The organism is Algicola sagamiensis DSM 14643, from assembly GCF_000374485.1.
In the GTDB taxonomy this organism is placed as follows: Bacteria; Pseudomonadota; Gammaproteobacteria; order Enterobacterales; family Alteromonadaceae; genus Algicola; species Algicola sagamiensis.
This window is the reverse complement of record NZ_KB894492.1, coordinates 195,063-215,032: the sequence shown is the minus strand read 5'-3', so window position 1 is coordinate 215,032 and position 19,970 is coordinate 195,063. Positions and strand designations below refer to the sequence as shown.

Sequence of the window (19,970 nt, the reverse complement as noted above, 5' to 3'; positions counted from 1 at the left end):
TTATAATCTCCGCTCTTGAGAAAGCTCTGCGAGCTGTTGATCCTTCCGAGTCCACAGCTCATTGACCCAATCCTGGAATTCTTGTTGATAGGCTTCATCTTCCATGTAATCTCCAATCAACTTTTGCTCAACAGGCATGACACTGACTCGGATTTTTACTTCTTGAACCTTTCCGCATAGATAGTCCCAGAAACTCGGGATCCCTTTCGGGTAGTAAATCGTGACATCCAAAATCTTATTGAGATGTTCACCCATTGCTGACAACACAAAAGCGATGCCACCAGCCCTCGGCTTTAAGAGATACTTAAATTCACTTTTTTGCTGCTCGTGTTTTGCAAGTGTGAATCGCGTACCTTCTAGAAAGTTCATCACAGAGACGGGTTTGCGTTTGTATTTTTCACAAGCACGACGCGTCGTCTCAATGTCCTTTCCTTTCAACTCAGGTTTTTTTTCAATTTGTTGGCGTGAGTATCTTTTCATAAATGGAAAGTCCAACGCCCACCATGCAAGTCCCATCAAAGGAACGAAAATTAATTCCTTCTTCAAAAAGAATTTCAAGAATGGAACACGGTTATTCAGTACTTTTTGTAAAACAAGAATATCAACCCAAGATTGATGGTTCGCAATGACTAAGTACCACTCTTTTGGAGAAAGTTTTTCCAGACCCGTAATATCCCAGTGGATCTTGCTCGTCAACCAAGTGGTGACACCATTCATCGTGATCCAGGCTTTTGCACATGCATCAAGCAAATATGACATCACAGTCTGCCAGCTTTGGATCGGCAAAACTTTAAAAATCGCTAACGCCATCACAGGCATAAACCAAAATATCGTATTTAAAGCATACAACAGCAGACTAATGAAGCCCCGCATGGGAGCCGGTAAAAATCCAAGCATGCACTCATTCCTCAATCAATCGAGTCGTTTTCCCTCACTAACACTAGAGCCTTCAAAATAGGTATAACCTGATAATCCTGCGGAAAGCTCCTTCAAATACAAATCTTTCTTTTCCTGAACAATCGCCAATTTGGCGAGTTGCGTCTGATAAGAACGCATGAGTTCATCCGCATCAAAATGGACGTATCGTAACACATCTTTAACCAAATCGCCCTTTAGACTTTGATCCAAGACATATCCAGTCTCCGTCATGGTTACATGTACCGAGTCCGTATCCCCAAACAGATTATGCATATCGCCCAGGATCTCCTGATAAGCACCCAACATAAAGATACCCAGTAAGTAATTGTCTCCCTGCCGATAAGCAGGTAATGGTAAACTGGCCTCTATCCCGGCGCCATCCACATAACGTTTGATTTGTCCATCAGAGTCGCAGGTAATATCTTGTAGTATTGCCCGCTGGGATAAGCTTTCGTTCATATGATGGAGTGGCATCACAGGAAATAACTGGTCAATTCCCCAGGCATCTGGAAGACTTTGAAAAAGACTAAAATTTGCAAAGAGTTTATCAGCTAGTTTTTCATGGATATCATCCAAAATTTCCCGGTGTGAACGAGAACTTGGGTCTAAAACATTGCTGATTTTACGTAAACACGAAAAATACAAATGTTCGACCTCAGATAACTGCGACAAAGACATCAGTCCGTGAACATATTCACTTTGTGCTTCCGAAAAATAATGCACGGCATCGTGATGTGCCTCCACCGCACGGCGCTTAGATACCTCGGAATAGACCTGCCATAAGTGGCAAACAATCATCGGCGCATCGAGCCCTGGCTTTTTGACATTGTTTGCAGGCGCTTGTTCAATATCAATGACATCTGTGATCAAAAGCGCATGGTGGGCAGTCATCGCTCTACCAGACTCAGTAATGATATTTGGATGCTTGATCCCTTCTTGATCACAAATATCGACTAACGCATGCACAACGTTTCGCGCATATTCATCAATAGTGTAATTCATCGAACAGGCGCTTCTTGATCCGGAACCTTCGTAATCCACACCAAGCCCACCACCCACATCAACAGTTTCAATTGGCGCACCGAGCTGGGTGAGCGCCACAAAATGACGGGAACATTCTCTCAATGCACGCTGAATATCACGAATATTCGCAACTTGTGAGCCAATATGGAAGTGAACCAGTCGTAATCGATCGAGTTGCCCAACTTCCTGAAGTTGCTTCACCAATTGAAGGACTTGCAAAGCCGTAAGACCAAACTTACCCTTTTCCCCACCTGTATTCTGCCATTTGCCTTTGCCAACAGAGTGAAGCCGGATCCGCACACCAATTTTTGGTGCATGCGCAAAGTCTTGAATTGTCTCTAGATAGGTGTTCAATTCACTTAGTTTTTCAATCACTAAATGAACATCATGTCCCATCGTCTGACCAATACAGGCAAGGCGAATAAATTCTGCATCCTTGTATCCATTACATACGATCCGAATCGGGTGTTCGGTCACACCCATAATCGCCATCAGTTCTGGTTTACTGCCAGCTTCCAAACCAACATGCCCGCTCTTATGCTCTATCAGCTTTTTAACCACACTCTGTTGCTGATTGACCTTAATCGGGTAAACGGCTGTATATTCACCTTGATAACCAAAATCTTGCTTTGCTTTAGAGAACGCTTGAACCAATCGATCCACGCGATGTTGAAGAATATCTGTAAATCGAACGAGAACAGGAAGCGTGAGTCCTTCGTCCTTTAGGCGTTTCGCAATTTCTGGGAGGGGGATGCCTGAACGTGTCTGATCAGCATCAGGATACGCAACCAGTTCACCAGCTTCATTAATACCAAAATATCCTTCACTCCATTGATCGACGTTATAAACAGCTTTCGCATCATTGCGAGGTTCAAATGTATTTTGTAAGTCTGGGGCTGTGGTGTGGCTCATCAGCGCATCTCCGGCAAAAGCAATCTCAGCATAACAAGGAGCGTATTTTATACCATGAGGTCACAATATTGAATGAAAGAAAATTGAATGAATTTCCATGAATTAATGGAGACTCAGTATAATTTCGTTTGAGCGAAGTACTATCGCTGATTAAAATAAGCGAAAAGTATCAATGAATTTGAATTATGGCTGGACAATCCCTCGACCCAAAGCACTGGGTCACAGAAAGAAACGATGATACAGGAAATGCTTTTTCCCTGGAAATCAAACAAAAAGTACAAGAAGTCACTTCCCCTTTCCAACACATTGAAGTTTATGAAACGACGAAGTTTGGTTATCTGATGTTGATAGATGGCTTCACGATGGTGAGCACACGGGAAAACTTTATCTATCATGAAATGATGAGCCACCCGGCATTATTCACCCACCCAAACCCAAAGAATGTTGTGATCATTGGTGGGGGTGATTGTGGCACTTTAAAAGAAGTGCTCAAGCATCCAGGTATTGAGCAAGCAACTCAGATCGATATTGATGAACAAGTCACGCGACTCTCCGAGGAATACTTTCCGGAGCTTTGTGAATCAAATAACGACCCACGTGCGTCGATTTTATTTGATGATGGCATCAAGTTTATGGCGGAAGCACTGCCAGAGTCCATTGATGTGATCATCGTCGATTCCACGGATCCGGTTGGGCCGGGTGAAGGGCTGTTCAACCATGCCTTCTATCAAAGCTGTGTCAAAGCACTCCGCCAAGGAGGCCTACTGGTCCAGCAAAGCGAATCCCCACTCATTCATATGCCGCTGCTCAAAGACATGCGCCAAGCGATGTTGGACTCAGGATTTGCCGATCTACAAACTTTACTCTTCCCGCAAATGATTTATCCATCTGGGTGGTGGAGCTGTACGATAGCTTCCAAAGGTCAGTCTGTGCCAATCATGCGAGAAGCTGATGCAAAAGATCGCCCATTTGAAACTTTATATTACAGTGAACAGGTTCATGCAGGTGCACAAGCTTTGCCACCGTTTATGAAAAAAGCTTTTGAAGCATAAAAAAATCCCGGCGAGTTGCCGGGATTTTTTATTTCTGAAGCGGTAAAATTACTCGCTTGCTTTGACTTTTTTGTCTTTGTTTGCAAGATCAGCTTTCTTGTCGTGCTTGTGCGCATGACCATGGTCATCTTTCTGCTCAGCTTTTTCGATCGCAAGTAATTCTACTTCGAAAATCAGCGTTGAGTTCGCAGGAATTTTGCCCGTTGCTCGCTCACCATACGCAAGCTCATGTGGGATATAGAACTTGAACTTAGAGCCAACAGGCATCAACTGAAGACCTTCAGTCCAACCTTTGATCACGCGATCAAGACGGAATTTTGCTGGCTCGCCACGAGAGACAGAGCTATCAAACTCAGTGCCATCGATCAATGTACCGGTGTAATGTACTTTTACAGTGTCAGAAGACACAGGCTTTTTACCTTCCGCAGTTGAAACAACTTCGTATTGAAGGCCAGACTCCGTCGTCTTCACTTCTTTACGCTTTTTGTTCTCGTCAAGGAACGTCTTGCCTTTTGTTAGCTGCTCTTCAGCATCTTTCTTCGCTTTTGCATCACGCTTTTCACGAAGGCGCTGATCAAGTGCCATCAAATTCTTTCTGATTTCTTCGTCTTTGAAAGCCGCTTTGTTATCTAAAGCTTCGATGAAGCCTTTCACCAGCATTTCTTTGCTGATTTCTGTGCCTTCTTCTTTTGTGCGCTCAAGATTTAAACGCAAGTGGTTTCCTGCAGAAGCACCAATGCTGTATGCTTGTTTGTCTTCTTCAGATTTAAATGCTGACTGAGCTGCATCAACTTTTTTCTCTTCAGCTTTAGCTTCTGCTGCTGGTTTTGCGTCTGCAGCAGGTTGTTTTGCCTGCTCTTTATTACAAGCTGTTAGTGTCAACAAAGATGCCGCAATCAAGCTCAGTGCGAACTTAGTTTTCATATGGTTCTCCACTTCAAAGATACAATGTATTTGATATACCGAGAATTTGTCTTAATACTATTCACATAATCGTCGATCGCTACATTCTACACGAACAGCGGTACGATAGAATACATCAGACCGTCATCATACGTAAATGTTTCAAAAACGTTAAGGAAAAACCGTTTTCATGACTGAGTTTCCCTATAACCGCTTTATATTATTCGCTTTATTTTTTCTTCTAATTGGCTGTCAGGATCCCACAGCAAAGCCTGAGTCATCCTATGAGCATGCAGTAGAAGGCTCTTATGCTGCCACAATTTCCGATGATGGAAAATACTCACTTGTGTCTTCCATCCATCATGGCGTCTCTCTCTGGGATTTAGAGAAAAATGCTCTGAAATATCAGTGGAGCCATCAAGGCGCTGAGCATAATATCACGTTTCTTACCGCAATTGCCCCTGATAATAGCTATGCCATGACCGCTGATAAGGAAAAATTTGGCATTTGGAATATTGAAACAGGTCAATCTGAAGGCTTTATTAAAATCCGTGAATCTACAATTCGAGATATTGCCATTTCCAACCAAGGACGCTATCTGCTGATTGGTAAAACAAATGGTAAAGTCGTTCATGTCGATCGTGACACAGGAAGGCGAATTGAATTTGTTGGCCATCAGGAAAAAATTAACAGCGTCGCGCTGTCACCAAATGGCTTTTATGCTTTATCTGGTTCAAATGATTATGTCGCTTTTCTCTGGGATACACGTTCGGGACAGGTCGTTTATCGATTTAATCACCCCAGTCGGGTCTCAAAGGTGGCATTTGATCCGAAAGGGCGATTCGCATTTACCGCAGATAGCCAAAAACAAGCTCGAGTTTGGGATTTAAAGACGGGAGAATCGGTGAGCAGATTAATCTATACAAGCCGTCAACAAATATACAGCGCGATTCGGTTCAACAAAGACGCAACCCTATTGGCGACAGGGTCCCCTTCTCGAAAATTAGCGATTTGGGATATTCAAACAGGAAAACAAATCAAAAAATGGTTTGTCACACCGAGAAAAGATAGCCGACCGAAATCAGCTGTGGTATATAGCATCGCATTTAGTCAAAATGACACGAAACTGATCACGGAAAGCTCCAGTGGTCTCGTCGAAACTTGGCAAATTAAAGCGAAGTGAAATTAAAGAAAAGCAGTGGAGTAAACCCAGATGTCACATGTGTTGGAAGCTAGAATTGTTGAATTAGAATCCAAAGTTGCATTTCAAGAAGATACAATCAATCGACTCAATGAAGCTTTACAAGCACAGCAGGAACAACTATTAAAAATGCAAAGGCAAGTAAAACTATTAGCTGAGAGACAGACGAATGCGCACACGCCCGCAGTGGCAGCATTATCAGAAGAAACCCCGCCACCCCACTATTAATCAATCGTTTGGCGCTTATCCGGTATGACGGACAAAAAGATCGTCTCACCGGAAGGGGATGTCATCACCACCACTTCCGAAGCAAAAACCAAGCGTGTTGAAGAACGTGCTGAAGAAGATCGCCAGTTTCAACCCGTTATCATCAAACGAACGGATGAATCATTCCGCCACCCTGATGATATTCTTGAAATTGCGATTCAAGAGGGGCTGGAGCAACTATCCAGGCCCGCGCTGTCGCTGTTTCTTTCAGCTTGTGCTGCTGGACTCATTCTCTGCTTTACGGTGATGGCTGTCGCCGTTATGACTCTTGCCACAGAATCTCTGCCAAACCTTTGGTTACAACGCATTGCTGTCGCGCTCTTTTACCCACTTGGCTTCGTTTTGTGTATCATGAGTCGAACACAGCTCTTCACTGAACACACAGCGACCGCAGTCTATCCAGTCTTAGATACCAAAGTTCGTTCGAGTGCATTGATTCGCTTATGGGTCATCGTTATTTTCGGCAATTTAGTCGGTGGCATGATTGGTGCAATTCTGCTCAAACTTGTCGACCCAATATCTCATCTGAGCCAGGGTTATATTCGACTTGCAGATCACCTCACTGCATACCCACCCCTCCTTCTGCTTATCAGTGCCATTCTTGCTGGATGGTTGATGGCCTTAGGTGCTTGGATCGTTTTAGCGACCCATTCAACACTCAGTCAGATTGTCAGTATTTATTTAGTTACTTTTTTGATTGGACTCGGTGGATTCCATCACTCTATCGCCGGATCGATTGAGTTGTTTGTCTCTGCTCTGGTTTCAGATAACCCGGATATACAAACGCTTGCCTATACAATTTGTATCGCGTTGCTTGGAAATCTGATTGGTGGCAGTGTCTTTGTCGCTGTATTGAACTACGGCCACATTCGACATTCGCAAAGACGATGAATATACCTATCCATCAACCTTCATTATGCATCGGGTTTAAAGATGCCAATGACTTGCTCAAATTGTCGGGTCGCTGCCTGAGTAGCGTCATCGGGCTGCTGTTTTTTATAATGACATTGAACACAGTGAATCGTCTCTACATTATTTTCTAAATAAAGTTCGATCGTATCCATTGCCTGACAAGATGGGCAGGTTGCACCTGCAATAAAACGTTTTTTTTGACGACTCATAAACTTATCTTCAGGGATTGAATTGTTCGAATAAAAAACGGCCGATATTCAACCGTACTTTCTCGTATTATATCGCGAATTTTACCGAAAGTACTTGGCTCTCAAGATGAGGTACGATTTAATAGCACTTTTTTGCTTAACCATGGGTGTCGTTGCATGTTACAGCTGCAAAAAATGAGTTTGATCAGAGGCCATCATCATCTCTTACGTCAGGTTGATCTGACGGTTTTTCCTGGCCATAAAGTCGGTGTTGTTGGGCCAAATGGATGCGGTAAATCAAGCTTATTTGCACTGATCCGCAACGAGCTTCAAGCCGATGAAGGTGAAGTAAGCTTCCCCACGCATTGGCAAATCGCTTCTGTCCGACAGGAAACACCAGCATTAAACAAGCCCGCGATTGAGTATGTCATAGATGGTGATGAAGAATATCGATCTCTTCAAAATCAGCTTGTCCAAGCAGAATCTGATAACGCGGGTGAAAAGATTGCTTCGCTGCATCATCAACTCGATACGATCCAAGGCTATAGTATCCATGCAAGAGCGGGAGCACTCCTGCATGGTTTAGGCTTTAGTACAGCTCAACTGCAACAGCCCGTCAGTGACTTTTCTGGTGGGTGGAGAATGCGACTGAACTTAGCACAGGCGCTGATTTGTCGTTCTGATTTACTCTTACTGGACGAGCCGACAAACCACTTGGACTTAGACGCCGTGATCTGGCTGGAACAATGGCTCAAGCAATACCAAGGGACACTTTTGCTGATTTCACACGATCGTGATTTTTTGGATTCAATCTGCGGCGAGATCATGCATTTTCACCAGAATAGCATTGATTTATATTCAGGAAATTATTCCAGCTTTGAACGCCAAAGAGGTGAAAAACTGGCGCAGCAGCAAGCCGCATATGAAAAACAGCAAGTCCAAAAAGCCCACTTGCAAAGCTTCGTCGATCGTTTCCGCGCCAAAGCGAGTAAAGCAAAACAAGCACAAAGCCGTTTGAAAGCACTTGCGAAGATGGAAGAGATCATGCCCGCACATGTGACGTCTGAGTTTAATTTCTCATTCCAACCACCAGAGCGACTCCCAAACCCACTCGTTCATATGGAAAATGTGAGCGCTGGTTATGGCGAAAAAGTCATCTTACAATCCATTAAAATGAACCTCGTTCCAGGTAGTCGTATTGGCTTATTAGGTCGAAACGGTGCTGGTAAATCAACTTTCATCAAGTTACTTTCCGGTGAATTAGCCCCAATGAATGGTATATATGAACCAAATGCAGGGTTACACATTGGTTATTTTGCTCAGCACCAATTGGAAACACTTCGTCCAGATGAATCACCGCTGGCACACATGACGCGCTTGGATCCATCGGTCACAGAGCAAGAACATCGAAACTTTCTGGGTGGCTTCGCTTTCTCTGGTGATAAAGCGCTGACTCCTGTTGGTACATTCTCCGGGGGAGAAAAAGCACGACTCGTCCTTGCAATATTGGTCTACCAAAAGCCAAACTTACTCCTGCTGGATGAACCGACGAACCACCTTGACTTGGAAATGCGTCAAGCATTGACAATCGCCCTGCAATCTTTCGAAGGCGCATTGATTGTTGTCAGCCATGACAGACACTTATTAAGTGCCACCACGGATGAATTTTACCTCGTTGATCAAGGGTTGATTGCACCTTTCCAGGGCGACCTGTCGGATTACCAGAAATGGTTAATGCAATCAAACAGCTCCGCATCTGAGACACAAGACACAGCACAAGCTTCTCCTTCTGCAAACCGCAAAGAGATCAAGCGACTGGAAGCGGAGCACCGCAAAAAGTTATCTCCATTTAAAAAGTCACTTGAGAAAGTGGAAAAACAAATAGAAAAAGGTACTGAACAACTCAATAAGCTGGAAGAACAACTAGCAGACAACAGTTTGTACACGGAAGAGAACAAAACTCAGTTAAAAGATCTGCTAAAACAACAATCTGATTTGAAAAATGAGTTAGGCAATTTAGAGGAAGAGTGGCTAGGATTACAGGAGTCCATTGAAGCACTACAACAAGAATTTGATGCCTGTCGAGGTGACGCTTAGGCAGCAACAAATAAAAACTTCGCACCTCGTACTGTGATTGAAGCTCTTGCAATCACAATAACTGCGAGGATTTCCGAAAGGTCGACACGCCCTCCAGGAGAAGCGTATGCTTTCAACTGTGCAATTCTGGCAAGCATCGGTTTCTATATATAGTCACACCGGTGTGCAGTCATTGATGTTGCATTGGCAGGATTCTTACAACGTCAATGTTAATTTATGCCTTTTGATGTGTGTTCTTGATAAGAAAAAACTCAAAGTATCCACCGATCAATTACAAACCCTAGAAGATGCCATTCAGGCCATTCATCAGGAATTAACAGGCCCACAAAGGGCAATTCGTAGAGCCGTCAACACATCTTTAGTTGATCGCATGCATCAGACATCATTAAAGCAACAATGCCTGAATCTTGAACTGGCTTTCGAAAAGCTGGAACAGCATGCACTTGTTGCAAGGCTGCAGTCCATCCACCTTCAACCCAGTGAAGCACCATTTGAAAACCTGCACCTTTATCTCGACATGAAAAACGTGACAACAACAGAGGAAGAACGACAAACGGTCACAGAGGCTACGATTGAAATCAGCCTGTTTTAGGACCATTTATTGATCTGCATCATCCCAAGATGCGGCAAAACTCTCTATGCTAACCCTACATTTGGGGAGACGATTTGCCATCAACCACGTCAGCATTCCCGAACCCCAGATGTTAAGTGTGATGCAAAACAACAATATGGAATCAAGGGATGTTGTGATGTCCATTCTGAAATTGCACTTGCCCATTACCTCATCGAGTTTCCAATCGTTCGATAGGTAAACCACTAAGCACGACGACGCGCAGGCTGGATCCGATGTACAACTTCCGATCCAGCCTGTTTTTCTCGTCAATTAACCAGCCAATAAACGCGCCACATTCCGATACACCAACCCATAAATCGATAATTGAGGATTCGCGCCGAGACTTGTGGGGAAAACAGAACCATCAAAAACGTACAGATTTTCAATTTGATGGTGTTGACCATAACTATTCACGACACTGTTTGCTGGATCTTCACCCATATTACAACCGCCCATGACATGTGCTGAACAAATCACGGTTCGATAAGCTTCCAGTAATAAGTCTTCAATCATCGATTGAGCCGCGGACCATGTTTTGACTTGTTTGGCATCATCATGCGCTGGAAATACGGCTTTCGCTCCCGATGCAAACTGTAATTCAGCCATAGTTAAAAATGCGCGCCGTATTCCGTTCCACAAATAATCATTCAGGGGATAATCCAGTATTGGTTCCCCATAGTCATTCAACCTTACTGTTCCACCCTGAGAGTCGGGATGGAAGCCATCTCTTAGCAGTGCCAGCATGATTTGAAGATCATTAAATCGATGCATAATGTCCGCATGGGGCTGCCCATAACCACTCAATTTACTCCCAATCAGGACAGGATGAATTGGTGGGACTTCCAGTTTATAGCCTATCGGACCATCCGCCCCATGCTTCCAAACAAATTCATCTGAGTAAATGGACTGTGGTGCACCAGAGTGACCATGTATATCCTTCATGAACCCACCTGAAATCACAACAGGATGTAGATAGGTATGTTTTCCTAAGCGGCCTGATGGGTCGGGTAAATTTGAGCGCAGCATTATCGCAGGTGTACCGATCGAACCCGCAGCGAAGATAAACTGCTTCGCATGGATCTTCAATGGGATGTCTGACTGAGGCTGATGATTCTGATCCATCGCATAACACGTAAGGGATGTAATTTTTCCATGTTGATGGACCGCTTTTTCTACGTATACACTCGATAAGAGGGTCGCTCCCAAATTTAAAGCTTCAGGGATGGTTGTCACAAGCATGGATTGTTTTGCATTCATCGGGCACCCCATCCCGCAGTAGCCCAAATTTGCACACCCTTTGACATTGCGAGCAATCACCGTATATTCCCATCCCAGTTTGATACAGCCATCTCGAAGTGCTGCATTATTTGGATTTGGGGGGACGTGCCAGGGTGAGATATTTAGGCGTTTTTCTGCTTTTTGAAAATAAGGGGTTAAATCATCTTTTCCTTCTAATTTAACAGCAAACCGTTCTGCCCAAAACTGCTGAGTTGGCTTCGGTGTACGAATTGACGTTGTCCAGTTCACTGTTGTTGAGCCACCGACACAACGCCCCTGAAATATCGATATTGCTTTATCTTTAGTCTTTCTTGCAGCGGCTTCCTGATACAAATCCGGATAAGCAGTTCGCTCCTCCATCGTAAAGTCCTTCGCTGTTTTGAATGGCCCCATCTCGACAAGAAGTACTGACAGTCCCGCTTTGCATAGCTCCTCAGCCGCGACACCACCACCCGCACCTGTTCCAATAATGACAATATCTGCTTCAAAGGTTTGAGGACTGAACACAAGGCGTCCATCAATATGTTCCCAATCGGGGTGAATATTGATTGGGCCTTGAATCATTCCTGGATCCCAAGTTGTGGTTTTTGGTACTGCAAAGCGGACCAATGCTCTGGATGTACGTAATAGGCTGCGATTATCATTTCTCGCAGCCCTTCATAAGCTTGCCTGAGTAGTGTGATCCCATGATGCCGCAGTGCCTCAACCCATTTAGCGCGATAAGAAAGTGGTAAATGCGTCAGGTATTGCCATTGTCCAAGTGTTGCAAAGATAATGAGTTGGCCAGAAAGCTGTTCGAATAATTGATCAAGTTCAAGCTGTGTTCCTTTGGGAAGGTCGTTGATAAATGCGATACACCCTTGAACAGTTCGCCGAATCGCTTTTTGCTTTTGTGCTGCATTGCCCTTTAATGCACCATCAAGGAAAATAGGAACACATGCGGCGAGAACCGCTTCTTTTTGTGCAATTGTCACATCAGGAAACGCCTGATGTTGATCATAGACACATCGACCCAGTATCAGTGAAAACCCCGTTGCAATGCCAATCCCCAAAAAGTGTCTTCGCTCCATTGAATGCGCCATCCTCATCGTTCTTTTTACCCATCCCTACTTTCCATCATAAGCAGGTCCGACCAAAAATCAACCTTATCTCCTCTCCATTGCTTGCATTCTCATCAAGTGAAACGTATATTTTCACGCTCGCAAATTCAATGAAGTAGAGCAAACGCGATGATCATTCCACATCAAAGCATTCACCCAGATACACTCAAAAACCTGATCGAATCTTTTATTCTGAGGGAAGGCACAGACTATGGTGAATCAGAAGCAGATATGGACACAAAAATTCAGGACGTATACCGGCAATTAGAACGAGGAACAGCCGTGATTGTCTATTCTGAGCTCCATGATTCTGTCAATATCCTGCCTGCCGATCAATTCAGGAGTGAGGATATCTCGTGATCATCAGCAAGCCCGGATCACTTATACGGAATCGCAGGATGAGGCTGGATCATTTCTTTCCAAGAAATTTCTTTCGAGCCTAACACCATAAAATCTGGGTTGGATAAAGATTCTCGTTGATTATACGTGAGGGGGTTAAATTCACTATCACAAATGAAACCACCAGCTTCACCGACGACAACTTCTGCTGCGCCCGTATCCCATTCTCCTGTTGGACCAACCCTCAAATAACAATCAGCACCACCTTCTGCAATCAAACAGGCTTTTAATGAGCAACTGCCAAGTGGGATAAACTCTAACTGTGCCTCTTGAGAAATATACTGAGTCACGAGTGATTTTTCTTGCCTTCGAGAAACAGCCACTCTTAATTGAGGTGATGGGCTGGCACAAACTTTTATCTGTTCTTTTTGCCCATTTGCTTCTTTAAACGCACCTTCTCCTTTTATCCCATAATAATAGATATCCTTCTCAGGCCAATAGATGAGGCCAAAAATAGGCTCATGTCCTTCAATGAGTGCAATATTGACAGCAAAATCACCACTGCGATAAATGAACTCCTGAGTCCCATCAAGTGGATCAATAAGCCAATAACGCGGCCAGTTTTCGCGATCAGAAAGCGCAATATGCTGACTCTCTTCAGATATCATGGGAATGTCCGGTGTTAAACGCTGCAAATGCTCAATCACGATTTGGTTTGCAGCTAAATCCGCACTGGTCACTGGAGATTCGTCTGATTTTTCAGACTGGGTAAAGTCTCCGGAATGATATTGCTTTAATATTGCCTCTCCTGCTTGGCGGGCTGCAAGTTGAACCCCTTCCAATAACGTCGTCCTGTCAATCACGTATGCCTTGCTCCAAATGCTCTTTTGCAAGCATTAATGCAGCCACAGACCGGGCTTCAGAGAACTCCGGATGTGCTAATAATGCCTGCCAGTTTCGAATATCCCAGGGGACAATTTCCAGTGGCTCCGGTTCATCCCCTTCTAATGACTCCTCATACAGAGAATAGCCTAAAAGTATGTCCATGCGGGCATTAAAATATCCCGGCGCGGTGGTGACTTCTTTTAAATGAAAGAGTTGATCCGCACCATAACCGATTTCTTCTTTTAACTCTCGATTTGCGGCTTCCTCTGGGGTTTCTCCTTGATCTTTGAGACCTTTTGGAAAACCCAACTCATAGCTATGTGTTCCCGCGGCATATTCTCTGACAAGCAACATGGTGTACTCATCCCGCATGGGAACAACCATCACGGCACCACGACCAGAGCCACGCATCCGCTCATAATAACGTTCTTCACCATTTGAAAATGTTAACTGGAGGCCTTCTACGCGAAAGAAACGACTTTTCGCAACGATTTCAGCTTTGTGGATCTGAGGGAGTTCCTGCTTTTTGTCCATAACTTGCACCTTGCACGAGAAGAGATGGCATTAATATACCTTGAAATGACGCAGATAAATACGGGGGATTTAGCTGATAAGACCATTTTTAGTGGTATGGAGAGCAAGCGCTCTCCATGAGAATTAAAGGTTAATTGCGTAACGTCCCTGGCTGTCTGGTTTACCAAAGAACATCAACCCTTGATGGAGTGCTTGCGGCATATCGGAAGCGGGCTTCATGAAGAGCTTTGCTTGATATTTTTTGCGATCCTGAACAACCACATCGCCTTCAAGTCCTAATTTATTTTTACCATCAAAACTCGCAACGACCGCACCTTTATCACATTTAAGCTTTGTTTCAATCTTTTCAAGATTTAAGTTCATGTCAGGAACAGCAACGGTTGCATTGTCCCAACGCGCCTGTCCAATCAGGGTTTCGCAAAGAGGCTTCGCAAATTGATATTCTTTCACTTTCAACGTGACTGAACCTGTCGCACTCACTTTCATTGGAAATGGTAAGTGACGTCCAACAAATGGGGCCATCTTTTTCGCCGGATAACGAACTGTCAAACCATCTGCTCCAGGGCCACCAAACCCATAATAAACGAGTCCAGATGCGTAAAGTCCTGAAGGCTTGCGTTGACTACCAATCTGGACTTTCGCTGCCGCCTTACCTGTCAACAAACGCGAAAGTTGAACCTCCCAGCGAATGTTCTCAAATGTGTACTGACGATATTGAAATGCTGAAATTTTCCCGTGCCAAATCGTACCTGAGACAACACCTAAGCGAACACCCTTCGGTGCAGCCCAGCTGAGCACTGTTTCAGCTGGAATACGTGAAATCAAGAAAATCAAAAAAATCAAAATAATGAGCGATGCTCGTTTCAACCAATTCATCCTAGGCTTTCTCTAAAGTTAATCCACGAACTCTAACCATGCCGCTTTCATCCTCAGCGACGACATCAAATGTCACAACACGTAGGCCTCGATTGTTTTCCAGTTCTGCAACCCACTGCATGAGTTGATCGAATCCTGTATTTTCTACCCAAACAGCCAATTGCTCACCTTTTGGCTGAATACGGCTGACTTGAATGTTATACCGACGCACACTCGAGTTGACAATATTCTGCATGGAAGTACCACTGCCAGTCTGACTTTGACTTGCGCGGATTTTTCCAATCGCAGACGTTGCCCATTGCTGAAGTTCTCTTTGCTTCAAGAGTTTGACACGTTTTTCAACAACTGTATTCGAGACAGGCGCCCAGATCATGGCATAAAACAAAATCAGACTCAGCAATACACCTGCAATCGTGACTAGTTGTTTTTCTTGTGCATTCAGTTGTGCCCATTTTTCCTTCATGCCTTATTCCTCAAGTTGATCGTTCCAATTACCGCATCACCATCATTGTTGAGGGCACCCTGCTTCACCTGATATCCTTTCTCTTCCATCGTGGCTTTAAACTGTTCAAAATCATTAAAGCTCTTGCCGCTCGCTTGCACACGCATTGATTGCTTCCTCACATCAAAACGAAGGCTCAGTGGCTTTATCCCATCATGTTTCTCCATTCCGGACGAGAGGTGATCCATCATGGTTAAAAAGCTTGCCGAATCAGAGGCATTAGCCTGGCCAAGCTGCTTTGAGAGTGTCCTCTTCAGTAAAGACATTCGCAATTTTTTACCTGGGAAGGCTTTTTTGTATTCAGATTTTATCTCTGAGTTCACTTGCGCAATCTTCTGATTTAGGGAGTAAATCTCTGTCCCTTTCGAAATGAGGCTCGATACAACTGTGATGCCTGCCAAAACAATCGCAACACGCCAAGTTTTCCAGTATTTCGACGTTTCTTTTTTCGGTTTAAAGGAACCCTGCAACAAATTAAATCCAGTCGCAGCGTCCCAATTTTTTACAAGCAATGCCAACGGCAATTCCGGAACTTCAGGGATTAATGCAACATCGGGAAATGCATAAGGCCAAGGAGAATAGCAGTGGAGAGTCGGACTTTCATCTTCATCCTTCTCGCTATACCAAGTGAGATAATCCTCTAACCACTCTTCTTCCAGAATCGCACCAGCCCAAGCGCCTTGACGCATCAACCAGTGATCACCCATGGATAACAGTGAAGGTCCATCCTCGTGATGTGGCATGCAAAGTACATCAGGCACAATCCACTTGGTTCGAATCTCGACTTCCGCCAACCAACCAAGCCACAGCTCTAGTTTATCGTGTCCAACGATCGCGACATCCGCAGAATGTACGCCATCGGTTTCTCTTTTTTCATGCACGGCAAAGAATAATGACTCAACGTCTGTCGCCAAGTCATCTTCTAACATGAACGGCAAAGCATTCGCCATTTGACGATTCCATTTTCCAGGTAATTTTACCTGCTGTAAAGACACGTCTATACAAGGTACAAAGACGCGTGCTTCCCGTCCGCCTGCACGTTCACTCAATGTTGATAAGTGTTCTGGGTGAGCACTCGGCAAAACACCAGATGATACTTCTTCTTGCGCATCATCTGACCAGACAAGCCAATGCACTTCGTCTTCACGCCGGCTTCCCAACCTGATATATAACACTTCGCTCACAAAGGGCCTCCAACTCGCCGTGCGATTATATTCGCTTTCTTCTCATCAGTTATTTGAATATATGACGTGAGATAGAATTGTCCGTCATCAAATTCTGTTTTGATATCCACTTTAAAATGCTTACTGGTAACATCAAAATAAGCTTTATATTTTTCTTTATCTTGTCCACTTACCGCAGATGGGTTATTGGACCAAATAGAACCAAAATCTTTATAGCCTTCTTCACCACGATTCGAGATGATGTTACTGGCTTCGTCTTTATCAATATCAAGTATTGCAGCAATCAGCTCTGGCCTGTCTTCTGGAACCGTATTCACGTTAATCAACAAAGACGGTTCCTCAGGGATCACACAGATATAAGGACGTAACTTTTGATATATTGCCGGATGAAAACCTGAGACTGCTCTTAATTCACTCTCCGAAGACATTAAGGTATTCGAAGGTAAGTAAGGATAAACTAAAGCGGCGTAATCGTCTTCATCTTCACTGCCATTTCTTGGAATACCATCAGCATCCATCCAATCATAAATTCGCGTTGCAAGATCTTCGGCTGTATATTCCGTCTCAATTTCCAATAATTCGATTAAGCGTTTAAACATTTTGATCGATTCTGGGTTACGAGTACTCTTCTGACTCTCATTTTCTTTTGCAGAAGACTCACGCTGACGCTCACTCTCGGAGGTCTTATTCGAAGAGTTACTACTACTTCCCGATTGCTTTTTCTTTGCTTTTTTCACAGGGTCCGGCTTGCTCAATGCATTTAAATTAAAGCAAGCCTGTAAATCTGTCACTTCAGCGGTAAGGGTACCTTCATCAACAGGCATTTTTTCAAGCTTAGTCGCCCATTGCTGCTTTAAATGAACCACGTCTTTCTTCATAAAGTTATCCATCAGATAACGCTTTGCCGTTTCCTCAGCTGCGATGGCATACCACATCGCCTGCTGGTTGTTATTGAGGATCTGCGTGCGTGTCAAACCAAAAAATAATCGGCTCGACATTTCTGATGCAATAATGATCGCAACAGCAAGAATGAGTAAAACCGTAACAAGTGCAGCCCCTGACTGGCGGTGGATCCGATTCATCATTCTCCCTCTTTCTCTTGTGAAGAACGATCTGTCTGGACAGGATCAGGCATGAGAACCAACTTTTTCAGTTCTCCTAAATGCTCATTTTTGATGTTGATGGAAACGGCCAGAGGGAATCCGCGTTGGCCAACCCATGATTCTTGCCATTTACCAGAATGGTAATATTTGAAAGTCAGATCTTCTACTCCATCCAGCATCACCTGAATGCGTGGTTCTTCTCCTGTCACTGGATCAACATATGGGTAGAATAAACGCTCCAACTTTCCTTCTTTGAGTCGATATGCAACAGGTTGTAACTCACTTCTTGGCATTTGCATGGCCGGATTGCGCCAACCATCATGGACGAAAGCAATACCGTCAGCGTCACTTTCCATGAGTTGCTTTTCGCCCATCATCACTTCTTTACGCGCTTTTTCACCATTGATCCGAGCATGGCGATAACTGGCCTGGAAAAAGTCTTGCTCCATAATGATCATAAGGCGTTGCAAGCCTTGAATTTGAGCGTTCTTCTCTTTGGATAATCGGTCTGACTCTGTGACCGTATTCAGAATTGACATGGACGCCACACTGATCATACCGAAGATCACTGCTGCGACGAGAACCTCAAGTAGTGTAAAACCTTGTGATGTTGTTATGCGCTTCACGATCAAAACCTTACTTGGGGTTCGAAAAATAAGTTGTTAAGCGATAAATTTCATGTTCATTCGCTTCATCTTCAAACACCTTGACTGTGACTTTCACAATCCCCTTGTGCTCAACCTTTTCTTTTTGCTGATACCAGTACCATTTCAGGTCAGCTAATTCAGTATCTCCACGCTTGTTGGAAATGGGCCATTTTTTTTCAAGGCGAATTTCAACCAAGCGATTGGAAGCAACCCAGGAAGCCAATGTTTTTTTTTCGATTAACGACATTGCATGCAGATGCTCATTTGCGACCTTCATGACCGCAATACCAGCAAAGGCAAAGATGGAAATCGCCACCATCATTTCAAGCAATGTAAAACCAACAACACGCTTCATGAGTTATTCCTCAAGCTCAATCTCTTCCAAAGGTCCTGCGAGCTCGACAGGTGCGACAAACTTTCCAGTGACGGCATAAATGCGATCATCATCCGATGCATCATCATCCAACTCAAATTTCACCCGGAAAGGAGAGACTTCACCCGAGGAAAGAATATAGATCTGGGGGATCTTCTTCTTTTCTTCTTCTTTTTCAGAAAGTGTGATCTCATCCAATAAATTATCATCATCCTGCATCCAGGATGACAGCAAATTATCTTGAGACCAAGACAGTCCCTCAAGTTGTAATGTCATCATGACATTTTCTGGCATTTTTCTCGATTTAAATACTTTTTCTTTATCTAGTGGCACCCATTTGGATTCACTAAAAACCAAAAACTCGTACTTATTTTTTTCGATAAAGACGCCGATTTCGTATCGATTTAACAATGCATATTCTGATGCGAAATTAAATGCAGCATGAAAGCGCTGTGCTTCTTTTTCCAGATCTTTCTCTGGAGAACGTCCAAATCCGCCACTCAAGACAACAACGGACGTTAACATTCCTATGAGAAAGATGACAACCAGCACCTCGATGATGGTAAATCCACTTTGGCTGGTTCTCTGTATATCCGGATACTTCACAAGCGCTCACAAAATTTAGTTATTGTTCTTCTTCGTTATCTTCGCTCATCCAGTTACCGATATCATCATCGGTCCCTGCTTCGCTATCTGGTCCGACAGAGAAAATATCGATCTTGCCGAATTCACCAGGGCTGACCAATACGTAATCATTCTGCCATGGATCCTTTGGTAACTTACTGACGTAACCACCTTCAGGAAACTTACGTGGGCGCGGATCAATTTCTGTTTTTTCTACAAGAGCTTCCAGGCCTTGCTCTGTTGATGGATAACGGCCATTTTCGAACTTATACATACCCAGGGCATTTTCCAGCTGCTGAATGTCCAGCTTTACTTTTTTGAGTTTTGCTGCCTCACCCTGTCCCAAGATATTTGGTGCAACAACACCAAGAATAAGGCCAATAATGACCAATACAACCATGACTTCAAGCAATGAAAAACCTTGATTTCTTTGCATTTT

At 44.0% G+C, this 19,970-nt stretch carries 23 protein-coding genes; 7 read left to right on the top strand and 16 right to left on the bottom strand.

The window, feature by feature from the left end:
- Positions 1–897, bottom strand: coding sequence for an acyltransferase (locus tag C505_RS0104560; protein WP_018691411.1), 897 nt, complete (start codon positions 895–897; stop codon positions 1–3).
- A gap of 15 nt (positions 898–912) precedes the next feature.
- A complete protein-coding gene (gene speA, locus C505_RS0104555; RefSeq protein ID WP_018691410.1) occupies positions 913–2,853 on the bottom strand; it encodes a biosynthetic arginine decarboxylase in 1,941 nt (646 codons plus the stop codon).
- Between the two features lie 185 nt (positions 2,854–3,038).
- Between speA and speE the strand changes: the two genes are divergently transcribed.
- Positions 3,039–3,905 carry a polyamine aminopropyltransferase gene (speE, locus tag C505_RS0104550; RefSeq protein ID WP_018691409.1) on the top strand — a complete coding sequence of 289 codons (867 nt, stop codon included), beginning with the start codon at positions 3,039–3,041 and terminating at the stop codon, positions 3,903–3,905.
- Positions 3,906–3,953: 48 nt separating this feature from the next.
- On the opposite strand, the gene fkpA is transcribed toward speE, so the two are convergent.
- The gene (gene fkpA / locus C505_RS0104545) at positions 3,954–4,829 is read right to left on the bottom strand and encodes an FKBP-type peptidyl-prolyl cis-trans isomerase (protein ID WP_018691408.1); all 876 of its coding nucleotides are present in this window, start codon (positions 4,827–4,829) and stop codon (positions 3,954–3,956) included.
- A 169-nt stretch (positions 4,830–4,998) separates the two neighbouring features.
- Between fkpA and C505_RS0104540 the strand changes: the two genes are divergently transcribed.
- Genes C505_RS0104540 through C505_RS0104530 form a run of 3 tightly spaced genes read left to right on the top strand, consistent with a single transcriptional unit; the run spans position 4,999 to position 7,167 of the window.
- Positions 4,999–5,991: a WD40 repeat domain-containing protein gene (locus C505_RS0104540; protein ID WP_018691407.1), complete on the top strand. Its 993-nt coding sequence runs from the start codon at positions 4,999–5,001 to the stop codon at positions 5,989–5,991.
- 30 nt (positions 5,992–6,021) lie between these two features.
- A complete protein-coding gene (locus C505_RS0104535; RefSeq protein WP_018691406.1) occupies positions 6,022–6,237 on the top strand; it encodes a SlyX family protein in 216 nt (71 codons plus the stop codon).
- A 24-nt stretch (positions 6,238–6,261) separates the two neighbouring features.
- The gene (locus C505_RS0104530) at positions 6,262–7,167 is read left to right on the top strand and encodes a formate/nitrite transporter family protein (protein WP_018691405.1); all 906 of its coding nucleotides are present in this window, start codon (positions 6,262–6,264) and stop codon (positions 7,165–7,167) included.
- Positions 7,168–7,190: 23 nt separating this feature from the next.
- Here C505_RS0104530 and C505_RS0104525 read toward each other — a convergent pair whose 3' ends face one another.
- On the bottom strand, positions 7,191–7,397 hold the full coding sequence (locus C505_RS0104525) for a YheV family putative zinc ribbon protein (protein WP_018691404.1): 207 nt from the start codon (positions 7,395–7,397) through the stop codon (positions 7,191–7,193).
- A gap of 156 nt (positions 7,398–7,553) precedes the next feature.
- On the opposite strand from C505_RS0104525, the gene C505_RS0104520 reads away from it, so the two are divergent.
- Positions 7,554–9,473, top strand: coding sequence for an ABC transporter ATP-binding protein (locus C505_RS0104520; protein ID WP_018691403.1), 1,920 nt, complete (start codon positions 7,554–7,556; stop codon positions 9,471–9,473).
- A 106-nt stretch (positions 9,474–9,579) separates the two neighbouring features.
- Positions 9,580–10,065, top strand: a complete 486-nt coding sequence (locus C505_RS23460; RefSeq protein ID WP_083938262.1) for a TIGR02444 family protein — start codon at positions 9,580–9,582, stop codon at positions 10,063–10,065.
- 291 nt (positions 10,066–10,356) lie between these two features.
- Here the strand turns inward: C505_RS23460 and C505_RS0104505 are convergent, their stop codons facing one another.
- Together C505_RS0104505 and C505_RS21410 are read right to left on the bottom strand one after the other, a co-directional pair.
- Positions 10,357–11,928 carry a GMC family oxidoreductase gene (locus tag C505_RS0104505; protein ID WP_018691400.1) on the bottom strand — a complete coding sequence of 524 codons (1,572 nt, stop codon included), beginning with the start codon at positions 11,926–11,928 and terminating at the stop codon, positions 10,357–10,359.
- Positions 11,925–12,434 carry a hypothetical protein gene (locus C505_RS21410; protein ID WP_018691399.1) on the bottom strand — a complete coding sequence of 170 codons (510 nt, stop codon included), beginning with the start codon at positions 12,432–12,434 and terminating at the stop codon, positions 11,925–11,927. Before C505_RS21410 ends, C505_RS0104505 begins: the two co-directional genes overlap by 4 nt.
- A gap of 159 nt (positions 12,435–12,593) precedes the next feature.
- Here C505_RS21410 and C505_RS0104495 point away from each other — a divergent pair, with 159 nt between their 5' ends.
- A complete protein-coding gene (locus C505_RS0104495; protein ID WP_018691398.1) occupies positions 12,594–12,824 on the top strand; it encodes a YheU family protein in 231 nt (76 codons plus the stop codon).
- A gap of 17 nt (positions 12,825–12,841) precedes the next feature.
- Here the strand turns inward: C505_RS0104495 and cysQ are convergent, their stop codons facing one another.
- From cysQ to gspG, 10 genes are all read right to left on the bottom strand, one after another.
- Positions 12,842–13,666 (bottom strand): 3'(2'),5'-bisphosphate nucleotidase CysQ, encoded by an 825-nt coding sequence (gene cysQ, locus C505_RS0104490; protein WP_018691397.1) that lies wholly within the window; start codon positions 13,664–13,666, stop codon positions 12,842–12,844.
- Positions 13,659–14,222 carry an ADP compounds hydrolase NudE gene (gene nudE, locus C505_RS0104485; protein WP_018691396.1) on the bottom strand — a complete coding sequence of 188 codons (564 nt, stop codon included), beginning with the start codon at positions 14,220–14,222 and terminating at the stop codon, positions 13,659–13,661. Before nudE ends, cysQ begins: the two co-directional genes overlap by 8 nt.
- Positions 14,223–14,345: 123 nt before the next feature.
- Complete coding sequence (locus C505_RS0104480; RefSeq protein WP_018691395.1) at positions 14,346–15,098, bottom strand: type II secretion system protein N; 753 nt, start codon at positions 15,096–15,098, stop codon at positions 14,346–14,348.
- 1 nt (position 15,099) lies between these two features.
- On the bottom strand, positions 15,100–15,561 hold the full coding sequence (gspM, locus tag C505_RS0104475; protein WP_018691394.1) for a type II secretion system protein GspM: 462 nt from the start codon (positions 15,559–15,561) through the stop codon (positions 15,100–15,102).
- Positions 15,558–16,784, bottom strand: coding sequence for a type II secretion system protein GspL (gene gspL, locus C505_RS0104470; RefSeq protein WP_018691393.1), 1,227 nt, complete (start codon positions 16,782–16,784; stop codon positions 15,558–15,560). Before gspL ends, gspM begins: the two co-directional genes overlap by 4 nt.
- Positions 16,781–17,869 carry a type II secretion system minor pseudopilin GspK gene (gspK, locus tag C505_RS0104465; RefSeq protein ID WP_083938261.1) on the bottom strand — a complete coding sequence of 363 codons (1,089 nt, stop codon included), beginning with the start codon at positions 17,867–17,869 and terminating at the stop codon, positions 16,781–16,783. Before gspK ends, gspL begins: the two co-directional genes overlap by 4 nt.
- A complete protein-coding gene (gspJ, locus tag C505_RS0104460; protein ID WP_018691391.1) occupies positions 17,866–18,513 on the bottom strand; it encodes a type II secretion system minor pseudopilin GspJ in 648 nt (215 codons plus the stop codon). Before gspJ ends, gspK begins: the two co-directional genes overlap by 4 nt.
- A gap of 10 nt (positions 18,514–18,523) precedes the next feature.
- Positions 18,524–18,889: a type II secretion system minor pseudopilin GspI gene (gene gspI, locus C505_RS0104455; RefSeq protein ID WP_018691390.1), complete on the bottom strand. Its 366-nt coding sequence runs from the start codon at positions 18,887–18,889 to the stop codon at positions 18,524–18,526.
- A 3-nt stretch (positions 18,890–18,892) separates the two neighbouring features.
- Positions 18,893–19,513 (bottom strand): type II secretion system minor pseudopilin GspH, encoded by a 621-nt coding sequence (gene gspH, locus C505_RS21405; RefSeq protein WP_018691389.1) that lies wholly within the window; start codon positions 19,511–19,513, stop codon positions 18,893–18,895.
- 19 nt (positions 19,514–19,532) lie between these two features.
- Positions 19,533–19,967 (bottom strand): type II secretion system major pseudopilin GspG, encoded by a 435-nt coding sequence (gene gspG, locus C505_RS0104445; protein ID WP_018691388.1) that lies wholly within the window; start codon positions 19,965–19,967, stop codon positions 19,533–19,535.
- Positions 19,968–19,970: the final 3 nt, after the last annotated feature.